This window comes from Thermobispora bispora DSM 43833 (assembly GCF_000092645.1).
Lineage (GTDB): Bacteria > Actinomycetota > Actinomycetes > Streptosporangiales > Streptosporangiaceae > Thermobispora > Thermobispora bispora.
In genome coordinates, this window is record NC_014165.1 from 541,432 (window position 1) to 559,626 (window position 18,195).

The window sequence follows — 18,195 nt, forward strand, 5'->3', positions numbered from 1 at the left end:
TCCCCTCGCGATTGATCTCCGCGGGCCGGTCACGGGGCCACGGCCGACCAGGGGAGGGTGAGCTCGCCGAGCCGCCACCGGGAGCGCCCGCCGAGCGGGGGCGCGGTGGCCACCGGCCAGTCCCGCGCGAGCAGCTCGGCCGTCTTGATCCACCGCTGCCGCATGCCGAACGCGCCGAACGGCGCGCACGCGGCCCACGCCCGGTCCCAGTCGGTGAGGAAGGCGTGGATCCGCTCCCCGGGGACGTTGCGGTGGATCAGCGTCTTCGGCAGGCGCTCGGCGAGATCCGACGGGCGCTCGAAGCCGGTGAACCGCGCCGCGAACGTGAGCGTCCGTGGCCCCTCGGCGCCGAGGGCCACCCAGGTGGCCCGGTGGCCGACCTCCGAGCAGGTGCCCTCGACGATCACGCCGTCCGGGTGGATGCCGGAACGCAGCAGGTCCCAGTGGGCCCAGGCCGCCTCCTCCTCGTACTGCCGCAGCACGTTGAACGCGCGCACCAGCAGCGGCGGCCGGCCGACCGGCAGCTCGAAGCCCCCGAGGGTGAACGAGAGCCCTTCCCGCTCGTACGGCTTGGCCGCGGCGACCCGGGCCGGGTCGATCTCGACGCCCACGACCTCCACGCTCGGGCACACCCGCCGCAGCCGGGTGAACAGCTCCAGCGTGGTGACGTGGGACGCGCCGAAGCCGAGGTCCACCACGAGGGGCGGCGCGGCCGAGCGCAGCAGCGGGCCGTACACCGCGGCGATCCACCGGTCGCAGCGGCGGAGCCGGTTCTGCCCCGTGGTGCCGCGGGTGATCATCCCGATCGGGCGGGCCCGCGCACCGGCCCGCGATCGTGGATCGAGGACGTGCGCGCCCCGGCCGGCCCGCCGGTCCGCCGGTGCGGTGAGGCTCATGCGTCCTGGGTCACCCGGTGCACCTTGTGCTGCGCCGCCTGGGCGCGCGGCCGTACCACGATCTGGTCGATGTTCACGTGCGGGGGACGGGTGACCGCGAAGGCGATCACGTCGGCGATGTCGTCCGCGGTGAGCGGGTCCGGCACGCCCTCGTAGACCTTGGCCGCCCGCTCGGCGTCGCCCCGGAAGCGGGTGAGCGAGAACTCCTCGGTCTTCACCATGCCCGGGGCCACCTCGATCACCCGGACCGGCCGGCCGCACAGCTCGAGCCGGAGCGTCGCGGCCATCGAGGCCTGGGCGTGCTTGGCCGCGCAGTATCCGCCCCCGCCCTCGTACGAGACGTGCCCGGCGACCGAGGTGACGAGCACCAGCACGCCGTCCCCGGACTCGATCAGCTTCGGCAGCAGCGCCCGGGTCATCCGGAACGTGCCGAGCACGTTCACGTCGTACATGCGCTGCCAGTCCTCGACGCTCCCCTCGGCGACCGGCTCCAGCCCGATCGCGCCGCCCGCGTTGTTCACCAGCACGTCGCAGCGGTCGAGCGAGGCGGCGAGGGCGTCGACGGACTCCTGGGAGGTGACGTCGAGCGTCACCGGGATGATCCCGTCGACCTCGGCGGCGAGCTTCTCCAGGCGATCCCGCCGCCGCGCCCCGGCCACGACCTGGTACCCCTCGGCGGCGAGCCTGCGGGCCGTCGCCGCGCCGATCCCGCTGCTCGCGCCGGTCACCACCGCAGTCTTCTTCGTCACCCCACAGTCCTTCCGCGTCGTCTTCCGCTCCGGCTGAGCCGATCCTCCCATTGGCCGCTTTCCGAGCGATCTGACGGTCCAGGGGAATCTCGTGAGACTTCTTAGGGTTATCAGCCTTTCGGAGGTGGTTCGGGTGGCGGCCAGACGGCGTCGGGTCAACCGAGTGGCGACGATCAGCGTACACACGTCCCCGCTGGACCAGCCCGGGACGGGCGATGCGGGCGGAATGAACGTCTACATCGTCGAGGTCGCCAGACGCCTCGCCGACCTCGGCATCGAGGTGGAGATCTTCACCCGCCGGACCGCCCGCGACCTGCCGCCGGCCGTCGAGCTCCACCCGGGCGTCCTCGTCCGGCACGTCACGGCCGGGCCGTACGAGGAGCTGGACCGGGCCGACCTCCCCGGGCAGCTCTGCAGCTTCCTCTCCGGCGTGCTGCGCACCGAGGCGATGTACGAGCCCGGGCGCTACGACGTGATCCACTCGCACTACTGGCTCTCCGGGCAGGTCGGCTGGCTCGCCAAGGAGCGCTGGGGCGTGCCGCTCGTGCACACCATGCACACCATGGCCAAGGTGAAGAACCTGCGGCTCGCCGAGGGCGACAAGCCGGAGCCCGCGATCCGCGTGCTCGGCGAGGAGCAGGTCGTCGACGTCGCCGACCGGCTGGTCGCCAACACGGTGACCGAGGCGCGGGAGCTGATCGAGCTGTACCACGCGCCGCCGGAGCGGGTCACCGTGGTCAACCCGGGCGTCAACCTGAACATCTTCCGGCCCGCACCGAAGGCCGCGGCCCGCCGCCGCCTCGGCCTGCCCGCGGACGCGCGGGTGCTCCTCTTCGTCGGCCGCATCCAGCCGCTCAAGGCCCCCGATGTGATGCTCAGGGCCGCCGCCATCATGATCGCCGAGCGGCCCGAGCTGCGGTCCCGGCTGATCGTCGCCTGCGTGGGCGGCCCCAGCGGCAACGGGCTCGCCCGCCCGTCCCTCCTCGCCGACCTCGCCGCCGAGCTCGGGATCGCCGACGTGGTGCGGCTCGAGCCGCCCGCCCCGCAGCCCGAGCTGGCCGACTGGTACCGGGCCGCCGACCTCACCGTGGTGCCGTCGCACAACGAGTCGTTCGGGCTGGTCGCGTTGGAGTCCCAGGCGTGCGGCACGCCGGTCGCCGCGGCCTCGGTCGGCGGGCTGCGCACCGCCGTACGGCACGGCGTCTCCGGCGTGCTCGTCGACGGGCACGACCCGCGGCAGTGGGCCGCCTCCCTCGCCGAGCTGCTCGACGACCCGGACCGCCTCGCCGCGCTCTCCGCCGGCGCGGTACGGCACGCCGCCCGGTTCGGCTGGTCGGCCACGGCCGCCCGGCTCGCCGAGGTCTACACGGAGGCCCTGGAGCGGGTCCACCGCACCGTCCCGGTCGGGGCCAACTCCTAGCGGTTCAGCGCCGGCTCGTAGGGTGGAACCATGAGGTCGGACCTGGAAGGCGTGATCGAGTCGGCGCTTGCCGCGGCCGTGCTCTCGTACGAGCGCCCGAGGCCCGGGGCCTTCCTCGTGAAGCTCCCCGGGCAGCACAAGCTCGCCACCATGACCTGGCTCATCCTCGGCGACCAGGCGCTCAACATCGAGGCGTTCTTCTGCCGCAAGCCGGACGAGAACCACGCCGAGTTCTACCGGTGGCTGCTCCGGAAGAACGGGTCGATGTACGGCGTGCACTTCGCCCTCGACGAGATCGGCGACGTGTACCTCGTCGGCCGGATCCCGATCGACGCGGTGACGCCGGAGGAGATCGACCGGCTGCTCGGGTGCGTGCTCACCTACGCGGACGAGTCGTTCGAGCGCGCCATCGAGCTGGGGTTCGCCTCCTCGATCCGCCGCGAGTGGGAGTGGCGCGTCAAGCGGGGGCGAGTCTTTGGCCAACCTCCGGCCGTTCGCCCGGGTCGTCGAGGCCGGCTCGGGGAGTTGACGCCCGGACGATCGATCCGGTGAGCCGCGGGCCGATCGACCCGTCAGGCCGCGGGGAGGCGCGTCCCCATAGGATGGGCGCCATGGCGACTTTGGTCCTGCTGCGGCACGGCGAGAGCGAATGGAACCTCAAGGGGCTGTTCACCGGCTGGGTGGACGTCACCCTCTCACCGGCGGGTGAGGAAGAGGCCCGCAGGGGCGGGCGGCTCCTCGTCGAGAAGGGCATCTACCCGGACGTGGTGCACACCTCCGTGCTCACCCGTGCGATCAAGACGGCGAACCTCGCTCTCGAGGCGGCCGGCCTGCTGTGGCTCCCCGTGAAGCGCTCCTGGCGGCTGAACGAGCGTCACTACGGCGCGCTGCAGGGCAAGGACAAGGCGCAGACCCGCGCCCAGTTCGGTGACGAGCAGTTCATGCTCTGGCGCCGCTCCTACGACGTGCCGCCGCCGCCGATCGCCGACGACGACGAGTTCTCCCAGCGCGGCGACCGCCGGTACGCGAACCTGCCGCCCGAGCTCATCCCGCGGACCGAGTGCCTCAAGGACGTGGTCGCGCGGCTGCTGCCGTACTGGTACGACGAGATCGTCCCGGACCTCGCCGCGGGCAAGACCGTGCTGGTGGTGGCGCACGGCAACTCGCTGCGCGCCCTCGTCAAGCACCTGGAGGGCATCAGCGACCAGGACATCGTCGGGCTGAACATCCCGACGGGCATCCCGCTCCGTTACGAGCTCGACGAGAACTTCCGGCCGAAGGGCCCGGGCGAGTACCTCGACCCCGAGGCCGCCAAGGCCGCGATCGAGGCGGTCGCCAACCAGGGGAAGAAGTAACCGCCGCGACGGCCGGCCCAGGCGCGGGGCGGGCGGGCCCGGGCCGGCCGATGATCATCACGCCCCGCGCGGCGGGGCGCATCGGCTCGTCTCCCTCGCCGCGGAGCTCGCGGTACGGCGTGCCCACCCGGCCGGTGGCGGAGATGAGCGCCACGGCGAAGCCGGACCGCCGGCCGGATGCGGCGCGCCGGCGGGTGGCGCGCGCACGCGATCGTTGGGCTGCGCGCAGCCGATCGTGAGGCTTCGGTGGTGGGGCGGTCCCCGGTGCGTCGCGTGGCCCGCCCCACCGGGCCGGGCGTGGGCGAGGCGTGTTCCGAAGTCCCAGCCCCCGAACCAGGGCTTCGCCGGGGCCGCGTCCCGCGGGTCGCGGCCGCCTCGGTGTCCAAGGTTCATTTCTCCGCGGCGCGACCGGAGGTGCGCCGCGCCGAGTGAGGTTGGGTTCCCCGCGGCGGCCGGGGATGCCGGGATCCCCTGCGGCATCGCGGGTGGAGGTCAGGCGTCGCCGGCCGGAGAAGGCTCAGCCGGATGGCCTCGCCTCCGGGCCGTACCGGCGGGCCACCGGCGCCGGGCCGCCATCGCCCGTGAGCGGGCTCAGCCCGCGCCATCGGCGTCGCGGTCGCCGGTGGCCAGGTAGATCACGTCCTGGGCGATCCGCACGGCGTGATCGGCGTACCGCTCGTAGTACCGGCCGATGAGCGTGACGTCGATCGCCGCCTCGACGCCGTGCGGCCAGTCCGCGGAGAGCAGGACGCGGAAGAGCCGCCGGTGCAGCCGGTCCATCTCGTCGTCTTCCTTGACCAGCCGCCTGGCGAGATCCACATCGCGCGACTCGATCACGGAGGCGGTCTTGCTGATCAGATCCTCGGCGATCGCCCCCATCTCGGCGATGGTGTCCCGCACCTCGGCCGGGACCGCCGGCTCGGGATGGCGCATTCGCGCGATCTTGGCGATGCGCTCCGCGTGATCGCCCATCCGCTCGAGATCCGCCGAGATGCGCAGAGCGGTGATCACGGTGCGCAGATCGACCGCCACGGGCTGCTGGGTGGCGAGCAGCAGCTGGATCGAGGAGTCGACCTCCGCGTAGCGCCGGTCGATCTCCGCATCGTCGGCGATCACGCTCTCCGCCAGCGCCAGGTCGGCGCCGAGCAGCGCCGTCGTCCCCCGGGACATGGCCGACCGCACGAACCTGCACATCTCGAGAAGGCGCGCGGTGAGGGCATTGAGCTCTTCGTGATAGGCGTCGCGCATGCCGCCACGCTATTCAGGAAATGGTTAACGCCACCTGACCGCAATATGAACATTTCCGGAAACGCGTGCGGGGCGCCATTTGCACGTGATGATCAGCGAAAAAGCGGCATAGCATGCTGAGAGTGAATGAGTTGCTGGCGAGCCTGGCGGCGATGGGCGGATTCCTCGTCGGCGCGTTCGTCATGCTCGCGATCGTCCGGACCCTGGAGTTCAGCATGCGCCAGCGCGATCGGGGGGACGACCTGGCGCCGGGGGTCGCCTCCGTCCTCGCCGTCCTGCCATCCTCCGCCGTGGTGCTCGACCGCGACGACCGCGTGCTCCGGGCGAGCCCGGCGGCACGCGCGTTCGGCCTGGTGCGCGGCGACACCCTGATGGCCGCCGAGCTCCTCGCCATGGCGCGGAAGGTCCGCCGGGACGGGGAGATCCGGGAGAGCGAGATCGAGACCAGGGGCGGCAGGTTCGGGCAGGACACCACGACCTTCGCGGTCCGGGTGGCCCCGCTCGGCACCGACGGGCAGGTGCTCGTCCTCGCCGAGGACCAGACCGAGCGGCAGCGGGTCGAGGCGGTCCGCCGGGACTTCGTGGCGAACGTCAGCCACGAGCTGAAGACCCCGGTCGGCGCGCTCAGCCTGCTCGCGGAGACGGTCATGGCGGCGGCCGACGACCCCGAGGCGGTGCGGCGCTTCGCCGGCCGGATGCAGCACGAGGCGGCTCGCCTCACCAACCTCATCCAGGACCTGATCACGCTCTCCCGGATCCAGGGCGGGGAGCCCATCCCCTCACCGGCCCCGGTCCTGGTCGACGACGTCATCCGGGAGGCGATCGACCGGTGCAACACCAAGGCCTCGGCCAAGGGCATTCAGCTCGTCACCGCCGGTGCCCAGGGCCTGCAGGTGTGGGGCGACGATGACCTGCTGGTCACCGCGCTCCGCAACCTGATCGACAACGCCATCGCGTACAGCCCCGAGAAGACCCGGGTCGTGGTGAGCTCCCGGTCCGCGCACGGGCACGTGGAGGTGAGCGTGGCGGACCAGGGCATCGGCATCCCCGAGGAGGCCCAGCAGCGCATCTTCGAGCGGTTCTTCCGGGTGGACGCCGCCCGGTCGCGGGCCACCGGCGGCACCGGGCTCGGGCTCGCGATCGTCAAGCACGTCGCCGTCGCGCACGGCGGCGAGGTCACGGTGTGGAGCAAGGAAGGCTCCGGATCGACGTTCACCCTCCGGCTCCCGGCGTACGCCGGTGAGCCCGCCTCATCCCGAACCGACACCCCTGTGGAGGCCGCTCAGTGACCCGCGTGCTCGTCGTCGAGGACGAAGAGTCGTTCTCCGACGCCTTGTCGTACATGCTGCGCAAAGAGGGGTTCGAGGTCGCGGTCGCGGCCAGCGGACCCGAGGCGCTGGAGGTCTTCGACCGCGAGGGCGCCGACCTCGTCCTGCTCGATCTCATGCTCCCGGGCCTGCCGGGGACCGAGGTGTGCCGCTCGCTCCGGCAGAGGTCGAAGGTACCGGTGATCATGCTCACCGCGAAGGACAGCGAGATCGACAAGATCGTGGGCCTGGAGCTCGGCGCGGACGACTATGTGACGAAGCCGTTCTCCTCCCGGGAGCTGGTGGCGCGGATCCGCGCCGTGCTCCGCCGCCGGGGCGACGCCGAGGAGCCCTCGTCCTCGGTGCTCGCGGCCGGTCCGGTCCGGATGGACGTCGACCGGCACGTGGTGACCGTGCGCGGGGAGAAGGTCCAGCTCCCGCTGAAGGAGTTCGAGCTGCTCGAGGTGCTGCTCCGCAACGCCGGGCGGGTGCTCACCCGCGGCCAGCTCATCGACCGGGTCTGGGGCGCCGACTACGTGGGCGACACCAAGACGCTCGACGTGCACATCAAGCGGCTGCGGGCCAAGATCGAGCCCGATCCGTCCAAGCCCCGGTACATCCTCACCGTCCGCGGCCTGGGCTACAAGTTCGAGACCGCGGAGAACTGACCCCGGAAACGCGGAGAACCGACCCCGGAAACGATGAGGGGCGTACGGCGGTGCCGTACGCCCCAGGCCGTTCAGATCTCGCCGCCCGGTGCGGCCTCACGGCTCGGTGGTCGGGGAAGGCGAGGGCTCCGGGGTCTCCGTCGGGGTGGCCGCGGTCTCGGTCGGCTGGGGCGCCGGCGGGAGCGTGGCGAACTCACGGCTGCGCGTCACGACCGGCACGGTGAGCGGGATCTCGCCGGCGTTCTGGAACTGCAGCCTGAGCTGGATGTACTCACCGCCCCGCAGCGGCTGCTTCAGACCCTGCAGCAGCGCCCCGGTCGTCCGGGCGAGCCCCTCCGAGGTCACCTGGACCGGGCCGGGCAGCGTGACCTGCGTGGCCTTCTGCTCGTCAGGGGTGACCGCGGTCAGGGTGTCCGTGCCCCCGCTGGTGGTGAGGGTGAGGTAGAGCGGAGCCGAGCCGCCGGCCGCGATCTGCGCCCCCGAGTCGGGCCCGAGGATGAAGGCCTGGGGCACCTGGATGCCCTTCACTTCGTACGGATTGCTGAACGGTCCGTCGGACTCGGCGCTAATCAGGACACCGGCCTCGGTGGGAGCGTACGGTTTGTTGGTGTTGGCGGTGAAACCGGCGCCACACGCGGCCAGGGCAGGGATGACGGCGGCGAGAAGCGCTCCTGCGGCGATCGCCCTGCGTCTGCTGCTGGTCACGGTGCAAGTCTCCTTGGTACGCACGTAGATGGGCAGCACACACCTTATCCACGCCCACGGGAGGTCTGGTGGGCGCTCCCCGCCGGTACGGCGGTCGCGCCCCGGGTTGACAGCGGTGCAGGTCACGCCATGTACCGAAATGCCGGTTCACATCGTTGACGGCCTGTCAAGACCCAAAACGCGGCTTTGACCTGCAGTTATGTTCCTTTCACTGTTCCGGGGGGCGCGAGGCGCGTGGTACTCTCGAGTACAGCGGAAGGGGTACTCGTCACATGACTTTCAAGGTCGGCGACACGGTCGTCTACCCCCACCATGGGGCTGCTCGCATTGAGGCCATCACCACCCGCACCATCAACGGTCAGGAGAAGACCTACTTGGTGCTGAAGGTCGACAAGGGCGACCTTACCGTGCAGGTTCCCGCGGAGAACGCAGAACTCGTCGGGGTGCGCGATGTCGTGGGCCAGGAGGGCCTCGAGCGCGTCTTCGACGTGCTGCGGATGCCGCACACGGAGGAACCGACCAACTGGTCGCGGCGCTACAAGGCCAACCTTGAGAAGCTGGCGTCCGGTGACGTCAACAAGGTGGCCGAGGTCGTCCGTGACCTGTACCGGCGGGACAAGGAGCGCGGCCTCTCGGCCGGTGAGAAGCGAATGCTCGCTAAGGCGCGGCAGATCCTGGTGAGCGAGCTGGCGCTGGCCGAGAACACCAACGAGGACAAGGCCGAGGCCCTGCTCGACGAGGTGCTGAACTCGGCGAGGTGCTGATCTCCTGAACGCGACGGCACCACGGGTGGGTATCGGAGTCGATGTCCATCCGTTCTCTCCCGGAAGAGAGCTCTACCTCGCCGGTCTGCACTGGCCGGGTGAGCCCGGACTGGCCGGTCACTCCGATGGGGATGCGGCGGCACACGCGTGCTGTGACGCCCTCCTCTCCGCCGCGGGACTCGGCGACCTCGGCGGATTGTTCGGTACGGCCGACCCACGCTGGGCGGGGGCGTCCGGTGCCGTGCTCCTGGAGGAGACGGCCCGGAGAGTGCGAGCCGCCGGATTCGAGATCGGCAATCTGGCGGTCCAGATCATCGGCAACCGCCCTAAGGTGGCGCCACGCCGTGCCGAGGCGGAGAAGGCCCTGGGCGCGGCCGCCGGTGCACCGGTGAGCGTGGCCGCGACCACCACGGACGGCCTTGGCTTGACGGGAAGGGGCGAGGGCATCGCGGCGATCGCCACCGCCATCGTCTTCCCCCGGTCTTAAGGACCTAACCGCATACGTCAACCGCATCAACGCCTGGGTGTCCTCTTAAGGCGTGAGGCGGCGGCTCAACGAGGCGCGGGACGAGCCGTCGCCTCTTTTCTTTTTCCCGGTTTCTCCTCTCCCATCGGCATATTTCCCGGGCTGGGGGTACATCCACACCGCGGCCCTCAGGGGCGCCCCTGCAGACCGGGAGGTCGAGATGACGGCGATTATCGGCGCGATCATCATAGGCGCCATCGTTGGCGTGATCGCGCGCTTGCTGCTGCCGGGTAAGCAGCAGATCACCTGGGTGTGGACGATCGCCATCGGCATCGTCGCCGCCCTGATCGGCACCGCCCTCGCTCAGGTCATGGGCGTGGCGACGACCCCTGGCATCGACTGGATCGAGCTCTTCATGCAGATCCTGCTCGCGGTCGTGGGTGTCGCCCTGTTCAGCGGAATCCGGGGCCGGAGCCGGGGCAGGTCACGCGTCTAACCGGCAGTGACGGGTGTCCGGCGGGCAAGCGTCCGCCGGGCTTTCGTATGTGAGCGGGTCACGCGGATCCGGGCGGCCGGCGATGCCGGCCCGCCCGGTCACGGCGGCACGCACCCCGGACGCCCGGCGGTCGTCGAAGCGGTGCTCGGCGCCAGGGCGGCCCAGAACGAGCCGATGGTCACGGCCTGGCAGGCCTCGGCGGACGCGGGCGTCGTGCGGCGTCGCCCGGCGGCCCGGCACATCCGAGACCCGCAGGGGACGCCCCCCGAAGACCTGGCCGGCCGGCCCAGGAGACCCGGTCGCCCGGCACACCGGCTTCGGCGACCTTCTGACGGACCGGCCCCGGTTCACCACCAGCCAAGCCGCCCGCGACGGCTCAGCGGGGCGGCCGGGGCGTGCTCCGCATCCGGCCCGAGGGCGGCTGGAGCGGGACCGTGGGCTCTGCGGAGGAGTCCTCGGGCTGTGCGCCGGGTTCTTCGGTGGCGGGCTGCGCCGCCTGCTCCGCCTTGGCGGCCCGTCCCCGGCGGGGCCTCCGGACCGGCTGGGTGTCCTCTGCCTCGGGCTGCGCCGGTGCGCCGCCGGTCTCCGGATCCGCGGCCGAACCGGACGCGGTCTCAGCCCTCGCGGACGGGGATGCCGCCGGCTCCGTGGACGAGGCCGGTGCCGACGGGGAGGCATCGGCCGTGGCCTGCTCCGCGGCCTCCTGGGACCGCTTCGGGTAGACGAGCACGTCGCCCTTGGGCGGGCGCCTGAGGTCGCCCCAGCGGAGCGGCCGGGTACGCCCGGGCGCCTGGGCCGGATCCGGCTCCGGGGCCTCGGCGGCGGCCTCCGGGGCTTCGGCGGCGGCCGCAGACCGGCGCGCCCTCGCGGACCGTGCCCTCGCAGACCCCGTGTCGGACCCGTCCTCGCGGCGATCCCCGCCGGCCGGCTGAGCCTCCGCCTCGGGCGCCTGCGGGGATTCCGGTTGAGGCGCGGTCCGGGCCGCGCTCTCGGCCGGCTCGGCGGCCTCGGGCTCGGGTGACGGCGTGCCCGCATCCGCCACGGGGGCGGTGGCCGGGGCCGGCTCCGCACCGGGCGTGGCGGCGTCGTGCGGCTCCTGCCGGCCGGGGGAGGCCGTGCCGGTCTCCGCCGCCGGGTCCGCCGGGGCCGGGCTCTCCGCGCCGGACGGCTCGTGGGAAGGGGGCTCCGTGGCGTCCGGGCCGCCGGCGGGCCGGTCCGGGGGCTCGGCCGCGGCGTGCTCGTCTCCGGAGGGCTCTGAAGCGGCGAGGGCGGTGCCGGAGGCGGTGGGCTCATCCGCCTGCGCCGCCGGCCGTACCTCTGCCGTCTCGGCGTCCGCGGTGCGGTCGCCGGCCGGTCCCTGCGCGTCTCCGGCGTCCCGCGCCTGCGGGCCGGCCTGCCGTACCTCTGCGGGCGGCTCGGCGGGCTCCGGCCGCGCGGGCTCGAACGGCAACAGGTCGTCGGCGCCGGCCGTACCGTCCGGCTCGACCCGGTTCGCCCGCGCGTGCGCGAGCAGGAGCAGCAGCAGCCATAAGCCGATCGCGAGCATCACCCACGGCAGGAGCGCGATCACGATCGAGGCGGTGTGGGGGTCGAGGGTGAGGCCGGCCGCCATGGTGCTCGTCGTCGCGGCGGCCGCGACCAGCAGCACGCACAGGACGAACCCCGCCTGGAACAGCAGCAGCCGGGACCCGCCGCGCACCAGTGGCAGGGTCAGCAGCGCCACGGCGAGGAGGACGTCGAACGCCGCGGGGTAGAGGGCCGCGAGCTCGGCCGGGGCGCCCCCGGCCAGGGCGAACGCGCGCAGGTCGTCGAAGGAGAGCGCGCAGGCCGCCACGGTCAGCGCGGCCAGGGCGAGGGAGGCGGCGCCGATCGCGAGGCGCCGCAGCACCGTTGCGAACGCGGACGGCCGGCGTGCGGGGGGTTCGGCGACGCCGGGTCGAGCGGGGGGGATGGCGTCCATGACGATGGGAGCCTACAGAATCGGACCGATAGATCCAGCGTTCCCAAGACACCGGATGCGCCGATGACCCGGGCGAGGCCTTCGGGGCGGTGGCATGATCGGGCTTGTCGGCGCCGATCAGAGGGAGGAACGTTGCTGCCGGACTCCGCCCGTGAGCTCTTCGACGGTGTCAACCACGCGACCGTCGCGTGCCTCAACCCGGACGGCTCGCCGCACACCTCGGTGGTCTGGGTGAAGACGGACGGCGGCGACATCCTCTTCTCCACGGTGAAGGGCCGCCGCAAGCACCGGAACATCCTCCGGGACCCGCGCGTGTCGATCCTCGTCATGGACTCCGGGAATCCGTATCGGTACGCCGAGGTCCGCGGAATCGCGACCATGATCGACGATCCGGAGGCGGATCTGATTCAGGAGCTTTCCCGCAAGTACACGGGCCGGCCGTGGGATGTCCACCCGGACGGCGAGCGGGTAATCGTGCGAATCACGCCGAAAAAGGTATTCGTGCGTTGAGTGGTGCCGATGGGCAGGTCGAGGGCTCCCGGGGTGGTGTGACGCGGCCCCGGACGCCAGCCGTCCGGGTCATGACTCCACAAGTAGGCCTGTCCTGTGCGAATAGGCATTAGCCTTGCCTTTGTGAGCCTGCACCTCTACGACACCAGCACGCGTACGGTCCGCGAATTCGTGCCGATCAACCCGGGACGGGTCTCGATATATCTGTGCGGCGCGACCGTTCAGGCTCCGCCGCACATCGGCCACATCCGGTGCGGCGTCGCCTTCGACGTGCTGCGCCGGTGGCTGATGCGGCTGGGGTACGACGTGACGTTCTGCCGGAACGTCACCGACCTCGACGACAAGATCATCAAGGTGGCCGCCGAGGAGGGGGTGCCCTGGTTCGTCGTCGCCGAACGGAACCAGCGCCTGTTCACCTGGGCGTACGACCAGCTCGGCTGCCTGCCGCCGACGGTCGAGCCGCGGGCGATGGGCCACATCCCGGAGATGATCGAGCTGATCAAGCGGCTCCTCGACAAGGGGCACGCGTACGTCGCAGGCAACGACGTCTACTTCGACGTGCGCTCCTTCGCCGACCGGTACGGCAGGCTCTCCAACCAGAGGCTGGAGCACATGCGGCCGGCCGGGGACACCGAGAACGAGTCGCTCAAGCGCGATCCCCGCGACTTCGCCCTGTGGAAGGGCGCCAAGCCGGGTGAGCCGAGCTGGCCGACGCCGTGGGGCCGGGGCCGCCCGGGCTGGCACCTCGAGTGCTCGGCCATGGCGACCAAGTACCTCGGCGAGACCTTCGACATCCACGGCGGCGGGGTTGACCTGATCTTCCCGCACCACGAGAACGAGATCGCCCAGTCGCAGGCGGCCGGTGACGGGTTCGCCCGCTACTGGGTGCACAACGGCCTGCTCAAGGTCGGCGGCGAGAAGATGAGCAAGTCGCTCGGCAACTCGCTGCTGATCTCCGAGATCCTCCGCAAGGTGCGGCCGATCGAGCTGCGGTACTACCTCGTCGCCGCCCACTACCGCTCGGAGCTCGACTACTCCGAGGAGGCGCTCAAGGAGGCCGCCGCGGCGTTCCGGCGGATCGAGGGGTTCGTGAACCGGGCGGCCGAGATGATCCACGACGTGGACGCGGCCGCGCCGCTCCCGCAGCCCTTCGTCGACGCGATGAACGACGACCTCAACGTGCCCCAGGCGCTCGCCGTGGTCCACGAGGTCGTCCGCGAGGGCAACATCGCGATCTCCCAGGTCAACAAGGAGCAGGTCGCCCGGCTGCTCGCCGAGACGCAGAACATGCTCGACGTGCTCGGCCTCGACCCGCGCGCCGAACCCTGGCGGTCGCGGAACGGCTCCGCGATGCGGGAGGTCGTGGACGCCCTGGTCTCCATCGCGCTCGAGCAGCGCCAGGCCGCCCGGGCGAGGAAGGACTACGCCACCGCGGACGCGATCCGCGACCGGCTCGCCGCCGCCGGCATCGTGGTGGAGGACACCCCGCAGGGCACGCGCTGGGAACTGGCACGCTAGCGCCGGCCGTAGGCTAGGTCCCATGGCGCGAAAGACTTCAGGGAAGCCCGCGAAGAAGCAGAAGGGCTCCGGCGGCAAGATCAGGGGCTCCCTGGAGGGCCGTGGGCCGACGCCGCCCGCTCACATGCGGCACTGGTACAAGGAGCGGGTCCGGGCCGCCGAACGGCAACGCAAGGCCGCAGCCGCCGCTCAGGCGCCCGCCCTCGCCCGCACGCCGAGCCGTCCCTTCCTCGAGGAGGGGGCGGAGATCATCGCCGGCCGCAACCCGGTGGTCGAGGCGCTGCGCGCGGACATTCCGGCCCGCGTGCTGTACGTGGCCTACCGCATCGACACCGACGACCGGGTCCGTGAGGCGATCAAGATCGCGGCGGACCGGGACATCCCGATGGTCGAGGTCTCCCGGGACCGGCTCGACCAGCTCACCGGCGGCGCCGTGCACCAGGGCATCGGGCTCGAGATCCCGCCGTACGAGTACGCCCACCCGGACGACCTGGTGGAGGCGGCCCACCAGGCGGGCGAGGTGCCGCTGATCGTCGCGCTCGACGGCGTGACCGACCCCCGGAACCTCGGGGCGATCGCCCGCTCGGCGGCGGCCTTCGGGGCGCACGGGATCGTCGTGCCCTCCCGCCGGTCGGTCGGGGTCACCTCCGGGGCGTGGAAGACGTCCGCCGGCACCCTCGCCACTCTCCCGGTCGCCCGCGCCTCCAACCTCACCCAGACCCTCAAGGCGTACCGCAAGGAAGGCCTGTTCGTGGTCGGGCTGGACGGCGACGCCAAGGAGGAGATCGCGGACAACACGCTCCTCACCGAACCGCTCGTGCTGGTCGTCGGCTCGGAGGGCAAGGGCCTCTCCCGGCTGGTGCGCGAGACCTGCGACATGCTGGCCCGCATCCCCATGGGGGAGAGGGTCGAGTCGCTCAACGCCGGCGTGGCGGCCGGGATCGCGCTCTACGAGATCGCCCGGCGGCGTCGTCAAGCGGTGACACAGTGACGTGGCCTTCCTCGGCCTACTAAACTCTTGTGATGACACGCCGCCTTAGCTCAACCGGCAGAGCATCTGTCTTGTAAACAGAAGGTCTGGGGTTCGAGTCCCCAAGGCGGCTCTCGCAGGTGAGGCCCCTGGCCCGTGGTCCGGGGGCCTTTATTCGTGTCCGGGATCTTTGCGCGCCGCTCATGCGATCCGCCGGCATGGCGGACCTGATCGTGAGCGTCCCCTGCAGTTGAGGATCACGGCGTTCGTCCGGGCGACGATGGTGTGGGCGCGGCCGGGCCGAGCGGTGTGGGCGCGGCCCGGCCGAGCGGTGTGGGCGCGGCCCGGCCGAGCGGCGATGCGGGGATGCCCGAGTCTGCCGGGCGCGGCCTCGACGTGATCCGTTCAGCGGTTCATCGCCGTGTCCCGGTGGCGTCCGGAGCGCGGTGCCACGTCAGCGCGGTCGCGAGACCTGACGGCGGATCGGCTTTCTCGTCTCTGTGAAACGCCCATCATGATCCGTGCATGTGCCTAAGCTCCCGCTAAGTCCACGAAGAGGGGCATTTCCGCCCGCCGGCTGTGACCTCTGATTCGGCAAGCTTTACGGGCGACCATGGGTGCTCAAGTCTGTCTCGCGGCCGGGCCCCTGTGCAGAGATGTGGTCTGTATTTCGGATCACCGCTGGGCCACAGCTCGCTGACCATGATCTGCCCCGGTGGTCGCCAGGCAGCACAGGTCAGGGATGACGGTTCAGGGTCACTCACCCCTGAGCCGATGAGCTCGGTCGGGCGGAGAGCCGCATAGCGGCTGGTAGGTGATCATCTACCGGGCCGGCGTGCGCTGCATCACCCTTGATCAGCGGTGGGTGGCCTTCAGAAATGCACGCTGGAAGACGCCGCGTTCCGCCCCGGTCGGCCTATCCGAGATTCGCGGCTGTGGGATCGCGACGTGGCGGCCTTGATTCGTCCCTTTTCGCTACTCCGGTTCGCCATTTCCGGGGGATCTACCCCGGATGTCGTTGGAAGTTCTGCTCACCGGCCGGTGAAACACGGGCGAACCGCCGCGTCGCGGTAAATCGAGCGGCGGCCGCGCATCGGCGATGCCGGTGAGCCGTTGTCCCCGGGCTTCATGTTCCGCCCCGATCGACGTGATCGGAGCGAGCCCTCAGCCGGTGAGACCTTGGGTGATCGAGGCGGTGCGCGGCCTGTGCGCACCCCTGGTCGACGGCCGGGTGGTGCCCGAGCACGTGGAACTCGCCCGCGACGGCTCCGTGCGGAGACGCCGGCCCGCCCGCCAGGCCTTCGCGGCCAGGTTCGACCCGGTACGACGGGCGGTGGTCGAGGAGGAGACGGCTGAACCGCCCCATCTGGACACCGAGCGGCTCGACGCGGTCCGGGTGAGCGTGCTACGGGCCGCCCAGGTGCTCGGCACTCCGGTGGACATCGAGTGGAGCTGGCACCCGGCCACCGGGTTGACCATCCTGCAGGCCCGGCCGATCACCGGCCGCCGCAGCGCCCTGGGCCCCTGAACGCGGCCGCGCCGCGCCCGGGCGCCGGACGGCGCCTCCTCACCAGGCCGCGTCGAGCCTGGCGAGCAACCGGGGGAGCGCCGAGCCGAGCCGGGCGTCGATGGTGACCAGGGCGTGGGCGTCGCCCCGGGTCGGGCCCTGATTGATGATCGCGATGGGGATCCCGTGATCGGCGGCGTGCCGTACGAGCCGGTACCCGGACATCACCGCGAGCGAGGAGCCGAGGACGAGCAGCAGCCCGGCGCGCTCGGCCAGCTCCAGACAGGCCGCGACCCGGTCCCGGGGCACGTTCTCCCCGAAGAACACCACGTCGGGCTTGAGCACCCCGCCGCAGGACGCGCAGTCCACCACCCGGAAGCCCGCGATCTCCTCGTCGGAGAGCTCGACGTCCCCGTCCGGGTTGACGGCGCCGGCCCGGGCGGTCCACCCGGGGTTGGCCTCCCGGAGCCGCCGGTCGAGCACCTCCCGCGGGGTGCGCTCACCGCAGCCGAGGCACCGCACCCGGCTGAGGCTGCCGTGGAGCTCGATGACGTCCCGGGCTCCGGCCGCCTGGTGGAGGCCGTCGACGTTCTGCGTGATGATCCCGGCGACCAGGCCGCGGCGCTGCAGCTCGGCCACGGCGTGGTGGCCGGCGTTGGGGCGGGCCTCGGCCATGTGCCGCCAGCCGAGGTGGCTGCGCGCCCAGTACCGCCGGCGGGCCGCCGCGCTGCCGATGAACGTCTGGTACGTCATCGGCTGGGACCGGCGCAGCCGGCCGTTGACCCCGCGGTAGTCCGGGATGCCGGACTCGGTGGACAGGCCGGCCCCGCTCAGCACGACCACCTCGCCGTCCGCGACGAGGTCGGCGAGCAGCCCCATGGGATCGACGGTGCACGGCCGCGCGTGCGCCGTGCCGACGCCGCCGGCCGCGAGTCCGTCCGCCACCTCGGTCACCGCTCCATGGTGCCCCAGGTTCGCGGCAGGAGGTACCCGGCAGGCCGCTCACCGGGCGAACCGCCAGGTCTCACCGCCCCCTCCCGGCGGCATCCCCACCGTGCCGCATATCGCGGAAGAAGTGACCGTCCGCATGGTGGGACGCATGGGCCTCAAGCGACGGGAGTGGTTCTCCCGGGTGATTAAGCTACGGAACGTGCCAAGGGAGGCTCGGCCGCGCGAGTGCTCCATTGCCGACACATTGGACCTGGTCGGCGAGCGGTGGAGTCTGCTGGTGATCCGCGAGATCAGCTACGGCGTGCGGCGCTTCGACGGCATCGTGCGCCACACCGGCGCTCCCCGGGACATCCTCACCACTCGCCTGCGCAAGCTAGAGGCCGCCGGGGTGATCCGGCGGGAACAGTACCGGGATCACCCGGTTCGCTACGAGTACCACCTGACGCCCGCGGGTGCCGAGCTGTTCGACGTCCTGCTGATGCTGATGAAGTGGGGCGACCGGCATCTCAACTCCGGTGACCCGCCGGTCCGGTGGCACCACTCCTGCGGGGAGGTCCTCGACCCCGTGGTGGTCTGCCGCCACTGCGGCGGCGAGGCCCGTACGGGTGCGCATTCCCCCATCGGCCGGGGCGTCGCCACCCCGGAGCGGATCTGACCGCGGAGGGAACGGCGCGAGGCCCCGCGGCCACCGGGCCCACCCGAGGC

19 protein-coding genes and 1 tRNA gene are annotated in these 18,195 nt (G+C 71.9%); 14 read left to right on the forward strand and 6 right to left on the reverse strand.

Going from position 1 to position 18,195, the window contains the following annotated elements:
• Positions 1–29: 29 nt before the first annotated feature.
• Positions 30–896 carry a hypothetical protein gene (locus tag TBIS_RS02460; protein WP_013130753.1) on the reverse strand — a complete coding sequence of 289 codons (867 nt, stop codon included), beginning with the start codon at positions 894–896 and terminating at the stop codon, positions 30–32.
• Entirely contained in the window at positions 893–1,645 is a 753-nt protein-coding gene (locus TBIS_RS02465; RefSeq protein WP_013130754.1) for an SDR family NAD(P)-dependent oxidoreductase, read from the reverse strand. The genes TBIS_RS02460 and TBIS_RS02465 overlap by 4 nt, the downstream gene beginning before the upstream one ends.
• Before the next feature lie 133 nt (positions 1,646–1,778).
• On the opposite strand from TBIS_RS02465, the gene mshA reads away from it, so the two are divergent.
• Genes mshA through TBIS_RS02480 form a run of 3 tightly spaced genes read left to right on the forward strand, consistent with a single transcriptional unit; the run spans position 1,779 to position 4,420 of the window.
• Entirely contained in the window at positions 1,779–3,065 is a 1,287-nt protein-coding gene (mshA, locus tag TBIS_RS02470) for a D-inositol-3-phosphate glycosyltransferase (RefSeq protein WP_013130755.1), read from the forward strand.
• A 30-nt stretch (positions 3,066–3,095) separates the two neighbouring features.
• Positions 3,096–3,617: a type III secretion system chaperone family protein gene (locus TBIS_RS02475; RefSeq protein ID WP_013130756.1), complete on the forward strand. Its 522-nt coding sequence runs from the start codon at positions 3,096–3,098 to the stop codon at positions 3,615–3,617.
• A gap of 59 nt (positions 3,618–3,676) precedes the next feature.
• Complete coding sequence (locus TBIS_RS02480) at positions 3,677–4,420, forward strand: phosphoglyceromutase (RefSeq protein ID WP_013130757.1); 744 nt, start codon at positions 3,677–3,679, stop codon at positions 4,418–4,420.
• A 591-nt stretch (positions 4,421–5,011) separates the two neighbouring features.
• Here the strand turns inward: TBIS_RS02480 and phoU are convergent.
• The gene (gene phoU / locus TBIS_RS02485; protein ID WP_013130758.1) at positions 5,012–5,668 is read right to left on the reverse strand and encodes a phosphate signaling complex protein PhoU; all 657 of its coding nucleotides are present in this window, start codon (positions 5,666–5,668) and stop codon (positions 5,012–5,014) included.
• Between the two features lie 113 nt (positions 5,669–5,781).
• Here phoU and TBIS_RS02490 point away from each other — a divergent pair, with 113 nt between their 5' ends.
• Together TBIS_RS02490 and TBIS_RS02495 are read left to right on the forward strand one after the other, a co-directional pair.
• Positions 5,782–6,957 (forward strand): sensor histidine kinase, encoded by a 1,176-nt coding sequence (locus TBIS_RS02490; protein ID WP_013130759.1) that lies wholly within the window; start codon positions 5,782–5,784, stop codon positions 6,955–6,957.
• 5 nt (positions 6,958–6,962) lie between these two features.
• Complete coding sequence (locus TBIS_RS02495; RefSeq protein WP_482255526.1) at positions 6,963–7,643, forward strand: winged helix-turn-helix domain-containing protein; 681 nt, start codon at positions 6,963–6,965, stop codon at positions 7,641–7,643.
• Positions 7,644–7,739: 96 nt separating this feature from the next.
• Here the strand turns inward: TBIS_RS02495 and TBIS_RS19265 are convergent, their stop codons facing one another.
• Complete coding sequence (locus tag TBIS_RS19265; protein WP_158306167.1) at positions 7,740–8,348, reverse strand: copper chaperone PCu(A)C; 609 nt, start codon at positions 8,346–8,348, stop codon at positions 7,740–7,742.
• 272 nt (positions 8,349–8,620) lie between these two features.
• Between TBIS_RS19265 and TBIS_RS02505 the strand changes: the two genes are divergently transcribed.
• The 3 genes from TBIS_RS02505 to TBIS_RS02515 all read left to right on the forward strand — a co-directional run bounded on the left by TBIS_RS02505 (position 8,621) and on the right by TBIS_RS02515 (position 10,074).
• Positions 8,621–9,112, forward strand: a complete 492-nt coding sequence (locus TBIS_RS02505) for a CarD family transcriptional regulator (protein ID WP_013130762.1) — start codon at positions 8,621–8,623, stop codon at positions 9,110–9,112.
• A gap of 25 nt (positions 9,113–9,137) precedes the next feature.
• Positions 9,138–9,599, forward strand: coding sequence for a 2-C-methyl-D-erythritol 2,4-cyclodiphosphate synthase (ispF, locus tag TBIS_RS02510; protein WP_013130763.1), 462 nt, complete (start codon positions 9,138–9,140; stop codon positions 9,597–9,599).
• A gap of 199 nt (positions 9,600–9,798) precedes the next feature.
• Positions 9,799–10,074 carry a GlsB/YeaQ/YmgE family stress response membrane protein gene (locus TBIS_RS02515; RefSeq protein ID WP_013130764.1) on the forward strand — a complete coding sequence of 92 codons (276 nt, stop codon included), beginning with the start codon at positions 9,799–9,801 and terminating at the stop codon, positions 10,072–10,074.
• 376 nt (positions 10,075–10,450) lie between these two features.
• Here TBIS_RS02515 and TBIS_RS02520 read toward each other — a convergent pair whose 3' ends face one another.
• On the reverse strand, positions 10,451–11,962 hold the full coding sequence (locus TBIS_RS02520) for a DUF2637 domain-containing protein (protein ID WP_050760411.1): 1,512 nt from the start codon (positions 11,960–11,962) through the stop codon (positions 10,451–10,453).
• 204 nt (positions 11,963–12,166) lie between these two features.
• Between TBIS_RS02520 and TBIS_RS02525 the strand changes: the two genes are divergently transcribed.
• The 5 genes from TBIS_RS02525 (at position 12,167) to TBIS_RS02545 (ending at position 16,560) form a co-directional block, all read left to right on the forward strand.
• Positions 12,167–12,544 (forward strand): PPOX class F420-dependent oxidoreductase, encoded by a 378-nt coding sequence (locus tag TBIS_RS02525; protein WP_013130766.1) that lies wholly within the window; start codon positions 12,167–12,169, stop codon positions 12,542–12,544.
• A gap of 123 nt (positions 12,545–12,667) precedes the next feature.
• Positions 12,668–14,062 (forward strand): cysteine--tRNA ligase, encoded by a 1,395-nt coding sequence (cysS, locus tag TBIS_RS02530; RefSeq protein WP_013130767.1) that lies wholly within the window; start codon positions 12,668–12,670, stop codon positions 14,060–14,062.
• Between the two features lie 22 nt (positions 14,063–14,084).
• Entirely contained in the window at positions 14,085–15,053 is a 969-nt protein-coding gene (rlmB, locus tag TBIS_RS02535; protein WP_013130768.1) for a 23S rRNA (guanosine(2251)-2'-O)-methyltransferase RlmB, read from the forward strand.
• Between the two features lie 39 nt (positions 15,054–15,092).
• Positions 15,093–15,165, forward strand: a tRNA-Thr gene (locus tag TBIS_RS02540).
• A gap of 1,038 nt (positions 15,166–16,203) precedes the next feature.
• Positions 16,204–16,560 carry a PEP/pyruvate-binding domain-containing protein gene (locus TBIS_RS02545; RefSeq protein ID WP_158306168.1) on the forward strand — a complete coding sequence of 119 codons (357 nt, stop codon included), beginning with the start codon at positions 16,204–16,206 and terminating at the stop codon, positions 16,558–16,560.
• A 39-nt stretch (positions 16,561–16,599) separates the two neighbouring features.
• Here the strand turns inward: TBIS_RS02545 and TBIS_RS02550 are convergent, their stop codons facing one another.
• The gene (locus tag TBIS_RS02550; RefSeq protein ID WP_013130769.1) at positions 16,600–17,484 is read right to left on the reverse strand and encodes an NAD-dependent protein deacetylase; all 885 of its coding nucleotides are present in this window, start codon (positions 17,482–17,484) and stop codon (positions 16,600–16,602) included.
• A 205-nt stretch (positions 17,485–17,689) separates the two neighbouring features.
• Here TBIS_RS02550 and TBIS_RS02555 point away from each other — a divergent pair, with 205 nt between their 5' ends.
• The gene (locus TBIS_RS02555) at positions 17,690–18,145 is read left to right on the forward strand and encodes a winged helix-turn-helix transcriptional regulator (RefSeq protein WP_041431891.1); all 456 of its coding nucleotides are present in this window, start codon (positions 17,690–17,692) and stop codon (positions 18,143–18,145) included.
• Positions 18,146–18,195 lie beyond the last annotated feature (50 nt).